Consider the following 18536-nt stretch of genomic DNA (forward strand, 5'->3'; position numbering starts at 1 on the left):
TCCAAAGCTCCTCACCAGTAACCCATTTCGTGCTAGACATATGGGAAGCGAAGACCGTGACTGACACCTCAACCATTGTCGATGCCGTGGCCGAGCCGCGGCAAGCCCCCGGTCCGACGGGCAGGGATGCCTTCCGGGTGATGGCCGAAATGCGCCGGGACCCCTGTGTCGCATTCCAGAATCTCATCGCGCGTTATGGCAATGTCGTTCGTCTGGATGTCGCGGGACAGAAGCTGTTCCTCGTCAACGACCCCGAACTCGTCGAGGCCGTCTTCGTCGGGCGACAGGGTAACTACGTCAAGACCCTGAACGCCAAGGTCGCGGCCATGGCGCTGGGCAACGGGCTGCTGACCAACGGCGGCGAATCCTGGGCGCGGCAACGCCGGATCATGCAGCCGCTGTTCGCGCGACGGCAGCTGGACCGCTTCGTCGAATACATGATCACCGCGGCCGACCGCACCCTGCTGCGCTGGGAAACCCGTTCCGACGGAGACCAACTCGACGTATCGGTCGCGATGAACGCGCTGACGCTGGACGTGACCGGTCCCGCGCTGTTCGGCACCGATCTGTCGGACGACGCCGCGCACGTGCACGAGGCCCTGGTCGAAATCCTGCGCTGCGTAGGCAAAGCCATGACCTCGCCGCTCACCTGGTTACCCGCCCGGCTCCCCGGCGTCTCCCCGGATCTGGCGCTGCGGCTGCAAGCGCCGCGCTGGCGCAAGCTGGATGCGGCGGTCGGTGTGCTCGATGATGTGGTCGCCCGGCTCATCCGGGAACGACAGGATTCCCCGCAGGACGACCGGCACGATCTGCTCGGCCTGTTGCTCGCCGCGCGCGACGAGGCCGGGGCGTCGGCAATGAGCCCGCGTCAGGTCCGCGACGAGCTGGTGACCTTCCTGCTCGTCGGTCACGACACCACGGCCTACTCCCTGGCGTGGACGCTGCTGCTGTTGTCCAACCACCCCGAGGTTCGCGAGCGTCTCGTCGCCGAGGTCGACACCGTTCTCGGTGGCCGCCGCCCCACCCCGGCCGACCTCGACGACCTGACCTGGACCTCGGCCGTCATCGAGGAGTCGATGCGGCTGTATCCGCCGTCCTGGCTGATCGAACGGCAGGCCGCGGCCGACGACGTGCTCGGCGGCTACGCCATCCCGGCCGGCGCGACCGTGTCCGTCGCGCCCTATCTGCTGCACCACGATCCGAAGTCCTGGCCCAACCCGGAGGGCTTCGATCCGCGCCGGTTCCTGCCCGAACACCGGCCGTTCATCTACCCGGCCGACGGCGCCGAGACGAGCCGCCCACGGTTCGCGTACCTGCCGTTCGGCGCCGGCCAACGCCAGTGCATCGGACTGGGCTTCGCGCGCGTGCAAGCCAAGCTGATTCTCGCCATGCTCACCCAGCGCTACACCTTCGATCTCGCGCCCGGCGCCCGGATCGTGCCCGAGCCGACCCTGACGCTGCGGCCGCGCGACGGACTGCCGATGATCCTGCGCCGCAGAGCGGTTCCACCGCAGGGTGAGTGAACGTTCGGCCCGCTCCACCGGTGCGGGTGGCGCGCCGTTCACCTGGTCGGGGGGCGAGGCCGCGCCCACTGCCACGCGTTTCGAATCCCGCCCTCGTGGTACACAGAAGAAGTGGCGCGGGACGATGTTTCACCCCAGACGGTGACTCCGCTGGGCCCCGATTTCCTCTGGGGCGTGGCCACCTCCGGATTCCAGTCCGAGGGCCACGCGCCGGACAGTAATTGGTTGCGCTACATCGAACGGTCGAACTTCGAGCCGTTGGGCAATTCGATCGATTTCTACTCCCGCTACACCTCCGATATTCCCCTCGCCGGTGCGTTGGGGGTGCAGGTCTTCCGGATCAGCGTGGAATGGGCGCGGGTGCAGCCGAGTCCGGGGGAGTGGGACGAGGAGGCCCTCCGCTTCTACGACGCGGTGCTCGACACCATCGTCGCCGCGGGCATGCGACCGATGATCACCCTGGACCACTGGGTGTATCCGGGCTGGGAATCCGACCGCGGCGGCTGGAACAATCCGGGCATGGTCGAGGACTGGCTGGCCAATATGCGGGTGGTGGTCGACCGGTTCGCGCCGCGAAATCCGCTGTGGGTCACCGTCAACGAGCCGGTCGCCTACATCGTCTACGAGATGCGCTATACCGGGGTCGACGCGCAGACCATCGAGGAGCGGATCGCGGCCGTGCACAACGCGAGCTACGACTACATCCATCAGGTGCAGCCCGGAGCGATGGTCACCTGCAACGTCGGCTACGTGTCCGGGCGCGAGACCGAGGTGAATCAGCCTATGGTGGACCGCATCTCGGGCAAGCTCGACTACTTCGGCGTCGACTACTACTTCGGCGCGGACGATCCCGGCGAGCCCGCTCCCGAGGATCGCCAGATCTGGGAACTTCCGTTGCAGGCCGAGGGTGTCTACTACGCCCTGCGGCACTACGCGCGCCGGTACCCGGACAAACCGCTCTACGTCGTCGAGAACGGAATGCCAACGGAGAACGGGCAACCCCGTCCCGACGGCTACGACCGGGCCGACTATCTGCGTGATCTCGTCTACTGGTTGCAACGCGCCCGGATGGACGGCATGAACGTGATCGGTTACTGCTACTGGAGTCTCACCGACAACTACGAATGGGGTTTCTACACACCGCGTTTCGGCCTCTACACGGTCGACGTCCGCACCGATCCCGGCCTCGAGCGCCGGCCGACCGACGCGGTCGAGGCCTACCGCGACATCGTCCGGGCCGGTGGGGTACCGGCCACCTATCGCCCGACTCGCCCGCCGCTGGCCTGCTCCTACGTCGACCCGCCGAGCAGCTGCACGGACCCGGTCACCCTCCCCGAACCGGGCGCACGATCATAACCTGAACCTATTTCCGGCAGCTGTACCGTGCCACGGACCACGGCCTTGTCCGAAGGTGTCGGGGAAGCGGAAAATTGGTCACCGACAACGCTTCAGTGGAGGCAATAATGGTCGATTCACTTTTCGCGGACGTGTCCGAATATCAGATACCGGTAGACGACTCGTATCCGTATCAGATCTTCTCGTTACGTTCCAACGACGGCACCTACCGGGACCACAATTTCGCGCAGAACTACGCGTGGGCGGCCGATGCCGCGGACTCCGGCCGGATCTCGTGCTTCATCGTCTACATGTACTGGCGGCCGAATTGGCTCGAGACCGTCGACACCCATCGGTCGATGGTCGGTCAGGCCGGTGGCCCGCATCCGAAAATGATCGCGATGGTCGATGTGGAATCCGGCGGAAATCCCGGCGGGGACCAGTCCGACGGCATCAACCGCGCCTATTGGCGGCTGGTCGACTGGCTCGGCGCGACCCAGCGGGTGATCGGGTACGCCAACCGGTCCGACTTCAACACCATGTGGCGGGTCCGCCCGGACGGCCTCCGGGTGATCGGCGCGGGCTACGGCAGCAACCCCAACCTGCCCGGCCAGATCGCCCACCAGTACACCGACGGGCGCGGCTACGGCGGCGGATTGCCCGAGGGCGCACCGCCTTTCGGTAACTGCGACATGAACGCCGCGAACGGATACTCACCGGAGGCGTTCGCCGATGCCTGCGGGGTCGGATCGGTCGCACCGGACCCGGTCGGCGACATGTGGATCGACTTCATGGGCCTCGGCGGTAACGGCTGGCCGCAGCTGGCCGGGCACACGCTCGTGGACGGTGTCGCCCTGATCGGTGAGACGCTCGGTATCCAGGGATTCGCCGTCCCGCCGGGACCGACCCAGGTGCCGCTGCCGCGCGACACCGAGGCGCGCATCCGGGCCGAGTGGATCCAGCTGCGCGGTCCGCGGGGCGAGGGCTGGCCGCAATGCGGCGGACTGTCGCTGGTGGACGCGCTCGCGGCGATCGGCGAGAAACTCGATATCCCCGGTTTCGAACGGCCCTCCCGATAGTTCGATCGGAGCGACATGGCAACCATCTCTTGCACGAACGGTCACTTCTTCGTGGTCACCGACTGTGTGTCCCGGGGCGAGGCAGCCGCCGTCGCCGACGCGTCCGGCGGCGAGCTGGCCGACCTCACCACCGACAGCCTCGCCGAGCTCAGCTTTGCCGAGGGCGCGTTCGCGGACCTGAAACCCTGTGACGCACCGCGATCCGGGCTCATCGCCTGGTTCGACACCTTCGACGGCGGCGTCCCGGAGGGGACCGTCTATGTCATCGTCCTGGACACCGGGCAGGTCATGAACGTCGCCGCCCATCGGGCGGCGGCCTGGACCGGATTCGTGCTTGCCGAATCTCGTTGAGCATCAGCTGTGCCGGCGGATGCCGCGCAAGAAGGTGGCGAGCAGCCTGCGGCAGGTCGCGTCCCAGTCCGGGTCGGTGGGACGCGGCTGGGTGAGCAGCGCGCCGAAGGCGACGATGTCCTGATGGGTGGTGTCCGGGCGCAGCGTCCCGTCGGCGATGCCGCGGTCGATGACCTGTTGCACGAAGTCGTGGATCTCCTGGCGCAGGGCCGCGGTCTCGGGCGCGGTGACCGGTGGTCCGCCGTGTAGCGGCAGGACCAGCTCGTTGCGCTGGCTGATGGCGGCCTCGATGAAGAGCTGGAGGCAATCGACCGCGTTCGCGCTCTCCCGGTCGGCCGCTCGCGCATTGGCGAGCACCTGCTCGAACGAGCGGTGGGTCAGATGGCTGAGTAGCTCCTCGCGCGTGGCGAAATGCCGGTACAGCGTGCCGATTCCGACGCCGGCCTCGGCGGCGATGGTCGCCATCGGAACCCGCAATCCGTCGCGATAGAACGCGGCGGTCGCGGCGCGGAGCAGTTCCTGCTGATTGCGCAGCGCGTCTCGGCGCAGATCGGTCATAACCTCATTGAACCCGCTGCCCTACGTCACCGCAGGAACTCCAGCTCATCGCCTGACGCGACGGCAATGTAGACGTTGACTACTATGTAGTCGACGCCTACATTGGCGACATGACCGATAACAGATGGACCTCTAGCGATCTACCCTCCTTCGCGGGACGTCGAGTCGTCGTCACCGGTGCCAACAGCGGGCTCGGCCTGGTGGTTACCCGGGAACTCGCCCGCGTCGGCGCGCACGTCGTGCTCGCGGTGCGCGATGTCGCGCGCGGGCGCGCGGTGGCCGGGCAGATCGACGGCAGCACCGAGGTGCGCGCCCTCGACCTGGCCGACCTGGCCTCGATCCGGCGCTTCGCCGACGAATGGACCGGCGAGCTCGACGTCCTGGTGAACAACGCGGGCATCATGCTGGTCCCCGCGGGCAAGACCAAGGACGGGTTCGAAAGCCAAATCGGCACAAATCATCTGGGCCACTTCGCGCTGACCAACCTGCTGCTGCCGCACCTCACCGACCGCGTGGTCACCGTGTCCTCGCACGCGCACCGCCGCGGCACCGTCGACCTCGACGACCTGAACTGGGAAACCCGGAAGTACAGTGCGGCAGGCGCTTACGCCCAATCCAAGCTGGCGAACCTCCTGTTCACCCTCGAGTTGCAGCGCCGATTGACGGCGGCCGGGTCGTTGCGGGCGCACAGCGCCCACCCCGGCTGGGCCGCGACGAACTTGCAGAGCCACTCGGGTAGCCGGCTGTTCGACGGCGTGATGCAGATCGGCAACAAGCTGTTCGCGCAGGATGCCGCCGCCGGCGCGCTGCCCACCCTGTACGCGGCCAGCCAGGACCTGCCGCCGGCCAGCTACATCGGCCCCGGCGGGCCGTTCGAACTTCGTGGCAATCCGGTCGTCGTCGGACGTTCCGCGGCGGCCGGTGATGCCGAAAAGGCAAGGCGGCTATGGGAATTGTCCGAGCGGCTGACCGGCGTGCCCTCTTCGGTGTGAGGTCGACGGGTCGCGTCAGTCGCGTGGGCGCAGCCCCTGCATGAGTTGTGCGACCGTGTCGGCGAGCAGTTCGTCGAGGTTCTCCGCGGTGACGAATCCGGTGCCGACGAACGTGGCCAGACCCTGCAGCGCGGCGATGGCAGGCAGTCCGATCCGGATCGGATCCCCGGCCGCGACCTCTCCGCGCGCCTGGCCCTCGGCGATGGTGGCCATCGGTACCGCGAACGCGCGCTCGGCGGCGGCGGCCAGGTCCGGGCCGGAATCGGGGCTGTGCTTGCGGGTGAACATGACCGCGAGCAGCTCCGAGTTCTCGATGGCGAACTTCAGGTAGATCCGCGCGAACGCGAGCATGCGTTCCGGGAAGGTGCCCTCGGCGCCGGCTTCCTGGTTCAGCTCGGCGAGGCGCTCGAAGCCGCTCAGGGCGAGCGCGTCCAGCAGGGCTTGCTTGTCCCGGAAATGGCGGCTGGGCGCGGCATGGCTCACCCCCGCGTCACGCGCGAGCTGGCGCAGGGAGAGGCCGTCGACGCCGGATTCGCGCAGGGTTTCCTCGGCCCGCTGCAGCAGTTCCGCGCGCAGATCGCCGTGGTGGTACGAGCGTTTACGGAAGCTCACAGCGCACACGGAGTACTCGGCATACGACACAGTGTAGTCGGTGGCTACTTTGTCGCCGGCGCCCGCGAACCCGGGTCTATTGCGATCGGCCGCGGGCGTGCACGGGCCACAGGTCTACGAGTACGTCGTCCTCGACGACGTGGATGACGTCGTAGCGGTCGACGGTCGGGTCGCAGTGCGGGGGCAGCAGTTCGATATGCGCGCCGAGCCGCGGACGGTCGGGCGCGCCGGTCAGGATGAGACCCTGCTCGTCCCCGTACCAGAGGTATTCGCCGAGGTCGGTGCCCGGACGATCGGCGTCGGTGGCGAACGCCTTCAGCCCCGCGTCGATGGTCAGGGACGCCGGTTGCGCGGCGTTGATCACGGTGGCGCTCACGAACAGGGCGTGTTCGAGGCTGTCGAGCCAACCGCCGCGCACGACGCGGTACTGCACATCCAGCACGGCGTAGGAGCCGGGTTGTAGCTCGTTCAAAACGCCGATGGCGAGATCGGCGTCGAGGGTGCCGGTGCCACCGCCGGTTCGAATGGTGGTGTCGTGGCCGTGCCGGTCGAGGAGCTCGATCGCGGCGCCGAGCCGCGCCATGCCCGCGGCCACCGCCGCACGCCGTTCGGTCGCGTCCGGGAGGTGCTGCCAGAGGCCGCCGTAGCCCTGGACGCCACGCAATCCGAGCCGCGGCGACGCTTCGATCGCCGCGGCCAGCTCCAGTGCGGCGGCCGGGTTGGGTACTCCGGTGCGGTGCATGCCGACGTCGACATCGATGAGGACATCGATGTCGGTGCGGGCGGTGGCGGCGAGCGCGGCGGCGTTGTCGGGATGATCGAGGGTGACGGTGACCGAGGCGCCCGCCGCGGCCAGATCGGCCACCCGAGCCGCCACCCGCGCGCCGACGATGGGCGAGGTGATCAGCAGATCCTGGATTCCGGCGGCGTAAAGCGCTTCGGCCTCACCGACTTTGGCCACGCAGATGCCGACGGCGCCGGCCGCGAGTTGCTGACGGGCGACATCCGCGGACTTGTGCGTTTTCGCGTGCGGTCGCAGCGCGACCCCGGCCTCGCGGCAGACCGTCGCGGCGCGAACCAGGTTGCGGTGCATAGCCGCCCGGTCGATCACCGCCGCAGGCGTCGGAATCGCCTGGCGCGAACCAGGACTGCCGAGCAGCTCGAGCGCCTGACGGATGACCGGGCGATCGGCGAGGGCGCCGAGCCGGGCTCGTGGATCAGCGACGGTGCTCATGGCGCTACGTTACCCGAAGGTCGTGAGGGGAACGCCGAGTTGTAATAGCCTCGGCTGCTGCGTATTTCATGGTGTAGGTATGCGGGCGGCCGGTATCGGCAGCCCTGCGTGCTCGACGGTATGGCGGAGCAGGCGGCCCGCCGTGGTGATGTAGAGCGTGTTCTGGTCGAAGGCCAGCGAGGAGACGAAACCGTCGGGAAGGTCGATGACGGTGCCGAGGGTGCCGTCGGGGTCGAACCGTGCGATGGCGCTCGCGCTGCCGAGCGCGACCCACACGCCGCCGTCCGCGTCGACCGCCAATCCGTCGCAGTCACCGCGCGGCGCGGTGGCGAATACCCGGGTCTCGCCGTCGCGCACCGCGAGCACCCTGCTCTCGGCGAATTCGCAGACGTAGAGCGTCTGCCCGTCGGGCGCGAACCCTAAGCCGTTGGGCCACCGGATATCCGCCGCGGCGGTGCTGACCGCGCCATCCGGATCGATCCGCAGCACCTCACTGGGCCCGGCGGGCTCACCGCGCTGCGGATTGTGCCGCAGCACACCGACATACAGTGAACCGTCCGCGCCGACGGTGACATCGTTGAATCCGGTCGCGCCGTCGACGGTCAGGATCGGCCGAAGTCCGTCACCGTCGGCGTAGGACACATCGCGTCCGGTCAGGAGCAGACCGCCGGCCGCGTGCAGGGCCAGCCCGCCGATGCCTCGACGTGACTCGACCACGGTGGCGGTCCGCCCGCCGCCGTATCGGTACACCCCGCCGCCGGTGACGTTCGAGAACAGCACGCTGCCTTCCGGTTCCACCACCGGAGCTTCGAGAAGTCCCGGCGCGGAATGCAGTTCGGTCGGTGCGGTGGTTTCGCGATGACCTTCCGGCGGCGTGGTCATGGCTGCCGGTGAATCGGGTCGATCCAGTGGACGGTGTCGGGCTGCTCGACCGCGTCGATGTCGAGGTTGACGACGACGGCCTCGCTGTCGCTGCGGACCAGCACGCATTCGAGGGGTTCGTCGGTGCTCGCGTTGATCTCCTGGTGGGGGACGTAGGGCGGGACGAAGATGAAATCACCGGGGCCGGCCTCGGCGACGAACTCGAGTCGCTCGCCCCAGCGCATGCGCGCACGTCCGCGCAGGACGTAGATGACGCTTTCCAGCGCGCCGTGATGGTGCGCGCCGGTTTTGGCGTTCGGGTGGATCGTGACGGTGCCCGCCCAGATCTGCTGGGCGCCCACGCGCGCGGCGTCGATCGCGGCCGCGCGGTCCATCCCGGGCGTCTGAGCGGTGTTCGAGTCGAGCTGGTCCGCCTTGATGACGCGTACGCCGTTGTCCCGCCACGCACCGGCCGCCGACGAACTCGGCTGTGCTTGCTCCGCTGTCACGAGTCGACCTCCTGATTCGAGCTCGAAGTCTATCGGCGGCGGTGCGGGCGAGCGGTCAGCCGCGCGATCCGGCCGGCGCCGATCCCTTGCTCAGCGGAGTCAGCTCGGCGACCAGACGCTCGGTCAGCGGCATCGGCACGGCATGCCGCTGACCGATGCGCAGCAACGCACCGCCGATCGCGTCCAGTTCCAACGGCAGACCGGCCTCGGCGTCGCGTCGCATCGACGACTGGGCCTCCGGCGGAAAGTCGTCGTAGAACCGCAGTGCCGCTTCGACATCCGCGGGTACGCCGTCCGCGTCGCTCAGTGCGGCGATCTCCGCGACGAGGTCGATCAGCTGCTCGCGATGCACGCTGCGCATGTCGCCGATCGCACACCGATGGGCCGTGGTCAGCAGGGCGAACGGAGCGAGGTAGAACAGCTTGCCCCACAGCATGGCTGCCTCGTTCGCGCGCGTCCTGGCCTGCACGCCCGCACCGTCGAGCAGCGTGACCAGGTCGTCGAGCCGGTCGGGCGAGGCACTGGCACTCGCCAGATCGATCTCGATGAACGGACTCCCGTGCATGACGGTCCCCGGCGCGACCCGCGACGACGCCACCCGGATCACGCCCGGCGCAACCAGTTCCGGCCGATACCGCGCGCGCAATGCCGCCGGATGCTCGATCCCGTTGAGCAGCGGCACCACCAGCCCGTCACCCAGCGCGGCGGGGGACACCCGCTCGACGGCCGGGCCGAGCATGTTCTGCTTCACCGCTACAAAACACACATCGACGGGCGCGTGTAGCTCGCTCTGCGCCCCGGCGGGCACCGTGAAATCGCCGAACATCCCGCTGCGCACCCGCATGCCGCGCTCCCGCACGGCACGCACCGAGTCCGGTCCACCGAGAAAGATCACCTCATGTCCCGCCCGAGCCAGCAGCGCACCCACCAGTCCGCCGACACCTCCGGGTCCGAGTACTGCCACACGCCACGGTCGCTCCGAGTTCATCGCGTCCTTTCGTCAGCAGGGAAACCAGATGTCCTCGGCAGCCAGATCCGCGATCCGATATTTGCCGAGCGCGCTGATCAGGAGCCGCAGCTCGAGTTCGAACGCCGACAGCAGGTTCGTCAGTCCATCATCAGTATTCTCGTCCGCGGCCACCAGCGCCGCTCGACCGAGTCCCACCGCGGACGCCCCGAGCGCCAGGCATTTGACGACTCGTGTTCCCTCCCAGCACCTTCCGGAGACCAGCAGGCTGTGGCCGTCCCGTTCTCGGCCGGCCGCCCGGCGCAGGCACTCGGCCAGCGGCAGCCCGACGTGACCGAGGAAACCGTGCGGCGCCCAGCCGGTGCCGGCCTCGGCGCCGTCGATGGTCACCGCGTCGGCGCCGGCCGCCCAGGCGACCGCCGCCGCGTCGCCGACGTCCCGCGCCGGCGGCAGTTTCACCCAGATGCGGCAGCGCGGATAGTTGTTGCGCATCAACCGAATCTGCTGGCGCAGAATCTCCTCGGTGAACGTGCCGGGCGTGGCGCAGCGCAACACCTGGGCCTGGGCGGGATCGTAGATATCCAGAATGTCGTACTGCGCCGACAGATCCGCGCCCCGTTCGCGGGGAATCAGGGTCATGCCGCCGACGCCCGGTTTCGCGCCCTGACCCACCTTCAACTCGAAGGCCAGGCGGCCCGAGGTCAGCAGCGCCTCGCTCGCCGGGTCGCTGTACACCAGGTTCCAGACCTCGGCGTCGGCGTCCTCGGTGCTCTGCTGGACGATCACGCCGCCGGTGTTCTCGGCCGCCCGCTTGGTGTATTCGGTGAGCCGGCGCAGCAGCGAACTCTGCTGCTCGTCGGCCATCCGGCCGTACCCGGACACCGGAACGATGTTCTCGCCGATCACCATCGGCACCCCGGCGGCGCCCGCCTGCCCGGCCACCGCGACGCCGAGATCGCCGTCGGCCACCGCGGTGGAGCCGAACGCCGACACGTACACCGGCAGCGTCGAGCGCAGACCGCCGATGGTCGTGGTCAGATCGACGTCACCGGCCAGCGGTTCGCGCCCGAGATCGAACATCTTCTCCGCACGCAACGGCACGAACACCGGCGGCACCAGCCGCGCCCGGTCGATCGCATCGAATTCCGGCCCCGCCGCGGGCGGTTCCTGGCCGAACAACGTCGAACCGTACTGTGCGTTGTCCGGGAAAACCGAACCCGCCGCGGTGCGCGCCCGCGCCCGCACCTCCCGCTCGGGAAAGCCGGGCGCCGACAGCACGCTCATGGACGCGGCTCCCCGGGAATCTTCGGATACGCGGTGGCCTGCCAGACCGCGGCCAGGCCGCCGAGGAACCGGGTGAACCGCTCGACGCCGAGGCCGAATCCCGCACTGGGCGAGAGTCCGTCGCGGGCCAGGGTCAGGTACCACTCGTATTTGGCCGGGTTCTCCCCGGTTTCCCGCATGCGGGTCAGCAACGTGCGGTAATCCGACTCGCGCTCACTGCCGCTCATCATTTCGCCGAACCCGCCGGGGAAGATGAGGTCGAAGTTGCGCAGCATGCCCGGCTCGTCCGGGTTCTCGCTGTCGTAGAAGCCGCGCGAACCCTTGGGGTAGTCGGTGACGAAGAACGGGCGGGTGGCGGCCGCGGAGATGATTTCCTCGCCCTGCCATTCGATCTCGGTGTGCTCGCGCTGGTCGAAGCCGAGGCCGCGCAGCTCGGTCACCGCGGTGGTGTGCCGCTTGCGGTCGTAGGGGCCGGCGAGCACCTGCTTCAGCTGTTCGAGATCCCGGCCGAGCACCTCCAGTTCGCGCTGGGCGCTGCTCAGGACGTACTCCACCGCGTACTTGGTCAGCCGCTCGGCGATGTCCATGGCGTCTTCGCGGGAGCCGTTCGCGATCTCCACGTCGAGCTGATGGAACTCCGCGAGGTGCCGATGGGTCACCGCGGTCTCCAGCGGTTCGAGGCGCACGTTCGGGGCCACGTGGAAGATCTTGTCGAAGGCGAGCAGCGACGCCTGCTTGTAGAGAATGCCGCTCGTCATCAATTTGTAGCGGTGACCGTAGTAATCGATATCCACCTGTTTCGCGCCGCGCGCGCCGGGATCGGTCACCGGACCGATGATGGGCGGCAGCAGTTCGGTGAATCCCTCCGCGGTCAGGAATTCGCGCGCCGCGGCCAGGAATCGTGCCTGCACGGTCAACGCCGCGACGGTTCGCTTCGACGTGAGGTGCTCGCGCGGTAGTGGCGGCGCGGTCGGTTCAGTCAATTCAGGCAAAGTCCGATCCGTTCAATAGTCGTGCGAGGGTTTCGGCGGTCCGTATCCGGCATCCGCCGTCCGTATGTGACAGGCGAATTAAATCACCTGATATCCGACGATCCCTCGTATGCAATTGGTCCAATATCGGCTACCGTATATATCCAAGTTCCCTATCCTGCGAGTCGTCGACTTGAATAATCGGTAACTGGCGGGAAACCATTATGTGACGGTTTTCGTCGAACCCCCCGATCCCGTTCCACTCTGCGGCATACGCACTGGTTGCGGGCCAATTCTCCCTGTCGCTAAAGATGCTGTCCACCCCCCGGATAGGGGGTCGCGTCTATCCCCCCGAATGGGGGGTTGCTGCGTTGAAGATCATTTAGGACGTGTCGCGGAGGCCGTTGGGGGCGGGTGGCCGAACAATTGCTGAAACCATGCCGCTGGGGCAGCTTATACTCCTTTGACAGCGACCGGAAGTCCATGTAACTTTGCTTTAACAGGGCCGGGAGTTGTACGGGGTGCGACTTCCGTTGGAAGCATCTGGGGGGTACAGCTTCGGGTGTGGTAATTCTGAGAGGGTGGTCTTGGAGTCAGCTGTTGTCTGAATTGATACCGATCACCTGCTTATGCCTCCGTTGCGATACCGGAAGTGAATCCCGATAACAATGAACTACGACCGCACGAACTTCGCCCCGCTGTCTGCCGCACGAAACATCGACGAGGGACAGTTGAGGTTCCATTGGTGTGCGCCGCTGGACAGCGGACAGCAAAAAGCGACCGAGAAGTACCGAGTCGGCGAACTCGACTTCGACGGGATGGTGGACTTCGTCCAGGAGGCGGACGCGCTCGGCGTCGACTCCCTGCTGATGGGCATCGCCGACTACATGCCCGACCCGCTGCCGATGATCGGCGCGCTGGTCCGAGAGACCCAGAACGTCACGTTCATCCTCGCCTACCGCCCCGGCCTGCTCTCGCCGACGCTGTTCACCCAGGTGGTGAACACGATCTCGTGGATGTCCGACGGCCGGATCTCGCTGAACCTGGTGGCCGGCATCTCGCCCGCGGAACAGGCCGGCTACGGCGATTTCGTCGCGCACGACGGCCGCTACGCGCGCACCCAGGAGTTCCTGGAGATCTGTCATCGCTTCTGGCGCGGCGAGAAACCGCTGACCTACGAGGGCGACCACTACGTCATCAAGGAGGCCGCGCTCGGCCTCGGCTACAAGGGCGGCGGCCGCCCGGAGATCTACCTGAGCGGCGCCTCGGACATCGCGCAGGAGACTGCCGCCATGTACGGCGACTGCTGGCTGCGCTACGGCGATACCCCCGAGGGCATGGGCGCCGCGGCACAACCGGTGCTGGACAAGGGCATTCGGGTCGGAACCCGCATGCACGTGCTGGCCAGGGAGACCCGCGAGCAGGCGCTCACCGATCTCGCCGCCATGCAGGAAGACCCCGACGAAGCGCACCGCGCGTGGGTCGCGCAGGTCGTCGCCGCGTCGGATTCGGTGGCGGTGAAGACCTCCTTCCGCCTCGCCGAAGGCGCCGACGGCGACTGGCTCTCGCCGATGATCTACTCCGGCTTCGTGCCCTACCGCGGCGGCCCCGCGCTGTGTGTGGTCGGCAGCTACCAGGAAGTCGCCGACTACCTCTACCAGTACAAGGCCGCCGGGATCAGCGAATTCATCTTCTCCGGCTGGCCGACCCGCGACGAGATGCGCATCTTCTACACCCACGTGCTGCCGCTCATTCGCGCACACGAGAGACAGCTGGGATGAAGGCACGGGCGGTGCCTGAACACCGGGGGCCGGGGGGCGGAGCCGACGGGATCGGTAAGGTCAGCGCGCTCTTCGCCACCGGGGTTCTGCTCGGACTGATCGCCGAACAGGTAGTGCTGTTCGCGGTGCCGCTGTTGATCTTTCACGACACCAAGCAGGTCTCCACGCTCGGCTTCGCGTTCGCGCTGGAGTGGCTGCCGTCCCTGATCGCCTACCCGTTCGCCGGCCTGCTGGCCGACCGGGACGGGGGCGCACGGCTTTTCACCCGGGTCGCGGTGATGCGCGCGGTCATCCTGGTGGTCGTCGTGCTGATCTGCCTGACCCGGCCGGGCTGGATGGTGCCCGCGCTGATGACCGGCGGGGCGTGCCTGTCGCTCTGCGTGGCGCCCATCCGCATGTCGATCGAGCGGATGGTCCCGCAGATCGCCCGCGACTCGCAGATCGCCACCGTGCAGTCCCTGGTGCAGAACATGGAATTGCTCGCCATGGCACTCGGACCCGCCCTCGCGATCCTGGCCGCGGCGTTCCTCGGCAAGCTGTGGCTCTTGCTGGTCGCCGCGGGCGCTTTCGCCATCAGCGCGCTGACCTGGCTGCCGCTGCCCAGGCCGAAGGTGCGCGCCGCCGTGGGCTGGGCGGCCCGGCAGGTGTTGCCGGAGTTGGCGATCGGCTGGCAGCTCATGGTGCGCATCCGCCCGGTGCTGCTGCTCGGCATCCTCAACTTCACCATCAACCTGGTGGTCGGCGTGCTGATCGTCTCGAACGCAGCCCTGGTCACCGACGTTTTTCAGGCACCCGACTCGGCTTACGGCGCGCTCAACGCGGCCGTCGGGGTCACCGGGCTGCTGAACCTCTTGCTGATGCCCGCGCTGCTCCGCCGCGTCGGCGTCGGACCCATCGGTGTAACCGGCTTCTGGCTGATGAGTGCCGCACTCCTGATCGCGGCCCTCGCACCGTCCTACTGGGTCTATGCCCCTGCCTTTGTCCTGATGCTCGTCGGCGACGCGCTCTACAACATCTACAACCGCACCCAGCGGGTGAAGGTGATTCCCGGCGAGCACCTCGGCAAGGTCATGGGGCCGTTCTATCTGCTCAACCTGTTGTCCTATCCGATCGCGGGCCTGCTGATCGGTGGCCTCGGCGCCACCATCGGCCCCCAACGACTCGCGCTGGGGCTGGGCATCCTGCTCTGCCTGTTCGGCGCGGTATTCCTGCCGTTGACCATGGCCAGCTTCCGTAAAGCGTTGCAGGCCCGCGAGATCGCTAACGTTGAGGTCGTGACATGAACGTTCCCTTCCGGTGCGTGCTGTGCACCGTGGAGTCCGATTCCCATCTCTGGAACCTGGTCTACCTGCAAAAACTGCTCGAAGAGCACGGCGCGTCGGTCAACAACCTCGGCACCTGTACGCCGGTGGAGAACGTGGCCACCGCCATTCGCGCGGACCGGCCCGACCTGCTGGTGGTGTCGAGCGTCAACGGCCACGGTTTCCACGGCGCGCAAGTCCTGCTGACCCACCTGAAGGACAGCGGGCTGGAGGTGGCCTGCGCCATCGGCGGCAAGCTGACCACCGCGGTCTCCGACGACGACCGGGTGCGCAGCGAGCTGCTCGAGCTCGGCTTCACCGACGTGTTCCTCGGCGACGACGCCATCGATCGTTTCCAGGACTTCCTGAAATTCGGCCTGGCGCACGGCTTTTCCGCCTGGCGCGCGGACCCGGCGCTGATCACCCCGTGGGATCAGGACGCCGCGACCCGAGAGGTGTACTGATGCACATCGTCATCGTCAATCGATGGCCACGCTTCGACGACGGGATCCGCTGGGACAACGAACTCACCCGCTACGAGGAATTCATCGATCACGACGCCAACCAGGTGAGCTACGTCGTCGACGGGCCGGGCGCCCAGGGGGTGCTGGCGGATCCGGCGAAGATCGCCTGCCAGGTCCAGGTCGGCGACGTCAACGACGTGGACGCCCTGCGCGCGGCCGTCGAGGTGATCCTCGACCGGGTCGGACCGATCGACGAGCTGCTCGCGCTGTCGGAGTTCACCCTGGAGATCGCGGCCAAGGTCCGCGAGGATCTGGGGATTCCCGGACCCGACCGCGACGAGGTCGCCGTCTACCGGGACAAGGTCCGGATGAAAGAGGTGCTGGACAAGGCGGGCATCCGGGTGCCGCGCTTCGCGAGTTGTACGAGCGCGGAACAGGTTCGGGCCTTCGCGGCGGCCAGCGGTTACCCGCTGATCCTCAAGCCGGTCGCCGCGGCCGCCAGCATCGGCGTGCGCCGAGTGGGCAACGACGCGGAATTGACCGGCGCGCTCAGCGAACTCGAACTGGACGGCTACGAGGTCGAGGAGTTCATCGCGGGGGAGATCTACCACGTCGACGGCTTCGTCGACGACGATTCCCACGTCGCGTTCCAGGCGGTCTCGCGCTACATCAACGATTGCCTGTCCTTCACCCACGGGGCTCCGCTCGGGTCGGTCCTGATGAGTCCGTCGCCGCGGCGAACGCAGATCGAGGACTTCTCCCAGCAGATCGCCACCGCACTCGGCTTGCGCCGCTTACCTTTTCACCTCGAGGTGTTCATCACCCCGGCCGGCGATCCGGTGTTCCTGGAGATCGGCGGCCGGGTGGGCGGCGCCGAGGTGCCGCACCTGCTCTACCGGGTGTTCGGCGTGAACCTGTACGAGATGTTCCTGCGGGTCCTTTCGGGCGGCCCGGTCCCGCCGATCCCCGAGTCGGCCGACTCCTCCGGCGGATGGCTGATCATGCCCAAGTCCGCCGAGCGGTCCGAGCGGGTGCTGCGGGTCGCGTCCATGCGCGACCAGGTGCCGATCGTCTGGCGGGAACTGCTGCCCGCGCCGGGCCAGGTGCTCGCGCCCGGCGGCGCGTACGACGCGCTGCACCGCGGGCGCTTCATCTTGCTGCACGAGGATGAGCACGTCGTCGAGGCCGGCATCCGAAAGATCATCGAGAACTTCGACTTCGAGGCGGAACCGCTGTGAACCACGATGCCAAGGACGACCAGAAACGCTACGACCAGCTGATCGGCTTCCTCACCGAGGAGGAGCGACTAGGCGTCGCGGCCGTCGGCGACAAGTTGATCGAGGACGCCGGCGGTCTCGACGACCTCGCCGACTACAAGGTCATGGTGGCCTACGGCGGCGGCAAGGACAGCACGTATGTGGTCGCGTTCGTGCGGGCCGTGCAGCTGCACCTGCAACTCACCCACGACCGGACCTTCCTGATGCGGGTGGCGAACATGCGGCACGCCGGCGTGGTCGGCGCGGTGATGGAGAACATCGATCGGGTGTACTCGGCGCTCGGCCTGCTCGACGACGACCGGGCCGAACTGCTCACCATCGACCACACCGAGATTCGCCCGTTCCGGGTGGATCTGCCGCTGCCGGACAAGCTGGTGGCGATCAACCGGCTCGACGTCCTGATGAACGGACACCGCTCGGCCGGTGACGGACGCCCCACTTTCTGCAACAGCTGCAATCTTGCGGTCGCTGATTTCTACGGCCGGGCCGCGTGGTGGCGCGGCGGAGTCGACGCCATCATGACCGGCGACTCCCGCCGCGAACAGGCGCTCTATGCCGCGTGGATCCTGCGGCTGGCCAAGGGAATCGGCATCGACGTGCAGCGCAAGGGCATGACCTTCCAAGATCTTCTGGCGGCCTTGCGCGGGGTCGGCGACGCGTACTTCCGTGAGTTGTTCGGCGACGATCAGCACGAGCCCGCCGAACGCGAGGTCGCGGTGGGGGACCGGTCGGTGCAGCCCACCTTCGTCTCCATCTACGACCTGGTCAGCTACCGCGTGCACGACCACTGGGACCTGATCGTCGATTTCCTCGGCTTCCGCTTCGACGACCTGGCGTTCAGCTTCACCGAATCCGACTGCGCCAACCCGACTCTCATGGCGCATCTGCGCGGACTGCGGGTCGAGTACGTGGAGGGCCGGACCTACGCGGCGGGCATCACCGAGTATCTGGAGTTCGCCGAGACGATGATGCGGCGCAAGGAAATGCCGGATCGGCTCATCGATCTCGCCCTCGCGCGGTATGCCTCACCGGACAAGATCGCCGAACGGCGCGCGGTGGCGGCCGCCTATGCCGAGAGTGCGTTCGGGCTGGAAGAGGACGCGCTCGTCGCGATGGTGTTCTCGCCGTTCACCGATCAGGGTGCGCGGCTGGCGGACTTCGTCGAACGACGCCACCCCGAGCGGGTCGCCGAGCTTCCGGCATTGCACGCCGCGTTGCGCGGTGAGCCGGGCAACGACAGCGCCGGGTGGCTGGCCGAGGTGTCCGGGCTGTCCATCTCGCACCTGCGCACGCTCTACGGCAGTTCGCTGGTGGACTTCGCGTCCGGTGACACCGTGATGGCCAGGGTGCGCGCGGGTGACCCGCACAAGTCCGAGGTGCACACGGTCGACGCGCGTTCGGGACTGCCTGCCCTCGAGTTGATTTCGGGTAGGTGAC

At 67.7% G+C, this 18536-nt stretch carries 17 protein-coding genes and 1 pseudogene; 10 read left to right on the forward strand and 8 right to left on the reverse strand.

All coding sequences use genetic code 11. The features are described from left to right. The first annotated feature begins 56 nt into the window (after positions 1–56). The 4 genes and pseudogenes from ACFYO1_RS13595 to ACFYO1_RS13610 all read left to right on the forward strand — a co-directional run bounded on the left by ACFYO1_RS13595 (position 57) and on the right by ACFYO1_RS13610 (position 4288). Complete coding sequence (locus tag ACFYO1_RS13595) at positions 57–1523, forward strand: cytochrome P450 (protein WP_387230318.1); 1467 nt, start codon at positions 57–59, stop codon at positions 1521–1523. A 111-nt stretch (positions 1524–1634) separates the two neighbouring features. Beyond that, positions 1635–2879 carry a family 1 glycosylhydrolase gene (locus ACFYO1_RS13600; RefSeq protein WP_387230320.1) on the forward strand — a complete coding sequence of 415 codons (1245 nt, stop codon included), beginning with the start codon at positions 1635–1637 and terminating at the stop codon, positions 2877–2879. Between the two features lie 107 nt (positions 2880–2986). Further along, positions 2987–3718, forward strand: a pseudogene (locus tag ACFYO1_RS13605) (hypothetical protein); the annotation flags it as partial. Positions 3719–3952: 234 nt separating this feature from the next. Then, positions 3953–4288: a hypothetical protein gene (locus tag ACFYO1_RS13610; RefSeq protein ID WP_387230322.1), complete on the forward strand. Its 336-nt coding sequence runs from the start codon at positions 3953–3955 to the stop codon at positions 4286–4288. Positions 4289–4291: 3 nt separating this feature from the next. Here ACFYO1_RS13610 and ACFYO1_RS13615 read toward each other — a convergent pair whose 3' ends face one another. Next, a complete protein-coding gene (locus tag ACFYO1_RS13615) occupies positions 4292–4846 on the reverse strand; it encodes a TetR/AcrR family transcriptional regulator (protein ID WP_387230324.1) in 555 nt (184 codons plus the stop codon). 110 nt (positions 4847–4956) lie between these two features. On the opposite strand from ACFYO1_RS13615, the gene ACFYO1_RS13620 reads away from it, so the two are divergent. Beyond that, on the forward strand, positions 4957–5838 hold the full coding sequence (locus ACFYO1_RS13620) for an oxidoreductase (protein WP_387230325.1): 882 nt from the start codon (positions 4957–4959) through the stop codon (positions 5836–5838). Between the two features lie 15 nt (positions 5839–5853). On the opposite strand, the gene ACFYO1_RS13625 is transcribed toward ACFYO1_RS13620, so the two are convergent. The 7 genes from ACFYO1_RS13625 to ACFYO1_RS13655 form a co-directional block, all read right to left on the reverse strand. Then, on the reverse strand, positions 5854–6450 hold the full coding sequence (locus tag ACFYO1_RS13625) for a TetR/AcrR family transcriptional regulator (protein ID WP_387230327.1): 597 nt from the start codon (positions 6448–6450) through the stop codon (positions 5854–5856). A gap of 76 nt (positions 6451–6526) precedes the next feature. Continuing rightward, a complete protein-coding gene (locus ACFYO1_RS13630) occupies positions 6527–7684 on the reverse strand; it encodes an alanine racemase (RefSeq protein ID WP_387230328.1) in 1158 nt (385 codons plus the stop codon). Between the two features lie 66 nt (positions 7685–7750). Beyond that, on the reverse strand, positions 7751–8566 hold the full coding sequence (locus tag ACFYO1_RS13635) for an SMP-30/gluconolactonase/LRE family protein (RefSeq protein ID WP_387230330.1): 816 nt from the start codon (positions 8564–8566) through the stop codon (positions 7751–7753). Continuing rightward, positions 8563–9054, reverse strand: coding sequence for a cupin domain-containing protein (locus ACFYO1_RS13640; protein ID WP_387230332.1), 492 nt, complete (start codon positions 9052–9054; stop codon positions 8563–8565). Before ACFYO1_RS13640 ends, ACFYO1_RS13635 begins: the two co-directional genes overlap by 4 nt. A 55-nt stretch (positions 9055–9109) precedes the next feature. Continuing rightward, complete coding sequence (locus ACFYO1_RS13645) at positions 9110–10018, reverse strand: ketopantoate reductase family protein (protein ID WP_387230334.1); 909 nt, start codon at positions 10016–10018, stop codon at positions 9110–9112. Positions 10019–10054: 36 nt separating this feature from the next. Beyond that, positions 10055–11305 (reverse strand): glutamate synthase-related protein, encoded by a 1251-nt coding sequence (locus tag ACFYO1_RS13650; RefSeq protein ID WP_387230335.1) that lies wholly within the window; start codon positions 11303–11305, stop codon positions 10055–10057. Continuing rightward, a complete protein-coding gene (locus tag ACFYO1_RS13655; RefSeq protein ID WP_387230337.1) occupies positions 11302–12288 on the reverse strand; it encodes an asparagine synthetase A in 987 nt (328 codons plus the stop codon). Before ACFYO1_RS13655 ends, ACFYO1_RS13650 begins: the two co-directional genes overlap by 4 nt. 656 nt (positions 12289–12944) lie before the next feature. Here ACFYO1_RS13655 and ACFYO1_RS13660 point away from each other — a divergent pair. The 5 genes from ACFYO1_RS13660 to ACFYO1_RS13680 are packed head-to-tail and all read left to right on the forward strand — an operon-like array spanning position 12945 to position 18535. Beyond that, positions 12945–14057, forward strand: coding sequence for an LLM class flavin-dependent oxidoreductase (locus ACFYO1_RS13660; RefSeq protein ID WP_387230339.1), 1113 nt, complete (start codon positions 12945–12947; stop codon positions 14055–14057). A gap of 11 nt (positions 14058–14068) precedes the next feature. Further along, on the forward strand, positions 14069–15340 hold the full coding sequence (locus ACFYO1_RS13665; protein WP_387230340.1) for an MFS transporter: 1272 nt from the start codon (positions 14069–14071) through the stop codon (positions 15338–15340). Next, the gene (locus tag ACFYO1_RS13670; RefSeq protein ID WP_387230342.1) at positions 15337–15822 is read left to right on the forward strand and encodes a cobalamin B12-binding domain-containing protein; all 486 of its coding nucleotides are present in this window, start codon (positions 15337–15339) and stop codon (positions 15820–15822) included. Before ACFYO1_RS13665 ends, ACFYO1_RS13670 begins: the two co-directional genes overlap by 4 nt. After that, entirely contained in the window at positions 15822–17060 is a 1239-nt protein-coding gene (locus ACFYO1_RS13675; RefSeq protein ID WP_387230344.1) for an acetyl-CoA carboxylase biotin carboxylase subunit family protein, read from the forward strand. The genes ACFYO1_RS13670 and ACFYO1_RS13675 overlap by 1 nt, the downstream gene beginning before the upstream one ends. Continuing rightward, a complete protein-coding gene (locus tag ACFYO1_RS13680; RefSeq protein WP_387230346.1) occupies positions 17057–18535 on the forward strand; it encodes a hypothetical protein in 1479 nt (492 codons plus the stop codon). Before ACFYO1_RS13675 ends, ACFYO1_RS13680 begins: the two co-directional genes overlap by 4 nt. The last annotated feature ends 1 nt before the right edge of the window (position 18536 follow it).

The sequence above is a fragment of the Nocardia sp. NPDC006044 genome, assembly GCF_042871115.1.
In the GTDB taxonomy this organism is placed as follows: domain Bacteria; phylum Actinomycetota; class Actinomycetes; order Mycobacteriales; family Mycobacteriaceae; genus Nocardia.

Excerpts from the sequence above, each read along its gene's own strand:
- ACFYO1_RS13610 (WP_387230322.1), top strand. The coding sequence starts at position 3,953 with ATGGCAACCATCTCTTGCACGAACGGTCACTTCTTCGTGGTCACCGAC.
- ACFYO1_RS13615 (WP_387230324.1), bottom strand. The coding sequence starts at position 4,846 with ATGACCGATCTGCGCCGAGACGCGCTGCGCAATCAGCAGGAACTGCTC.
- ACFYO1_RS13620 (WP_387230325.1), top strand. The coding sequence starts at position 4,957 with ATGACCGATAACAGATGGACCTCTAGCGATCTACCCTCCTTCGCGGGA.
- ACFYO1_RS13630 (WP_387230328.1), bottom strand. The coding sequence starts at position 7,684 with ATGAGCACCGTCGCTGATCCACGAGCCCGGCTCGGCGCCCTCGCCGAT.
- ACFYO1_RS13635 (WP_387230330.1), bottom strand. The coding sequence starts at position 8,566 with ATGACCACGCCGCCGGAAGGTCATCGCGAAACCACCGCACCGACCGAA.
- ACFYO1_RS13650 (WP_387230335.1), bottom strand. The coding sequence starts at position 11,305 with ATGAGCGTGCTGTCGGCGCCCGGCTTTCCCGAGCGGGAGGTGCGGGCG.
- ACFYO1_RS13660 (WP_387230339.1), top strand. The coding sequence starts at position 12,945 with ATGAACTACGACCGCACGAACTTCGCCCCGCTGTCTGCCGCACGAAAC.
- ACFYO1_RS13670 (WP_387230342.1), top strand. The coding sequence starts at position 15,337 with ATGAACGTTCCCTTCCGGTGCGTGCTGTGCACCGTGGAGTCCGATTCC.
- ACFYO1_RS13675 (WP_387230344.1), top strand. The coding sequence starts at position 15,822 with ATGCACATCGTCATCGTCAATCGATGGCCACGCTTCGACGACGGGATC.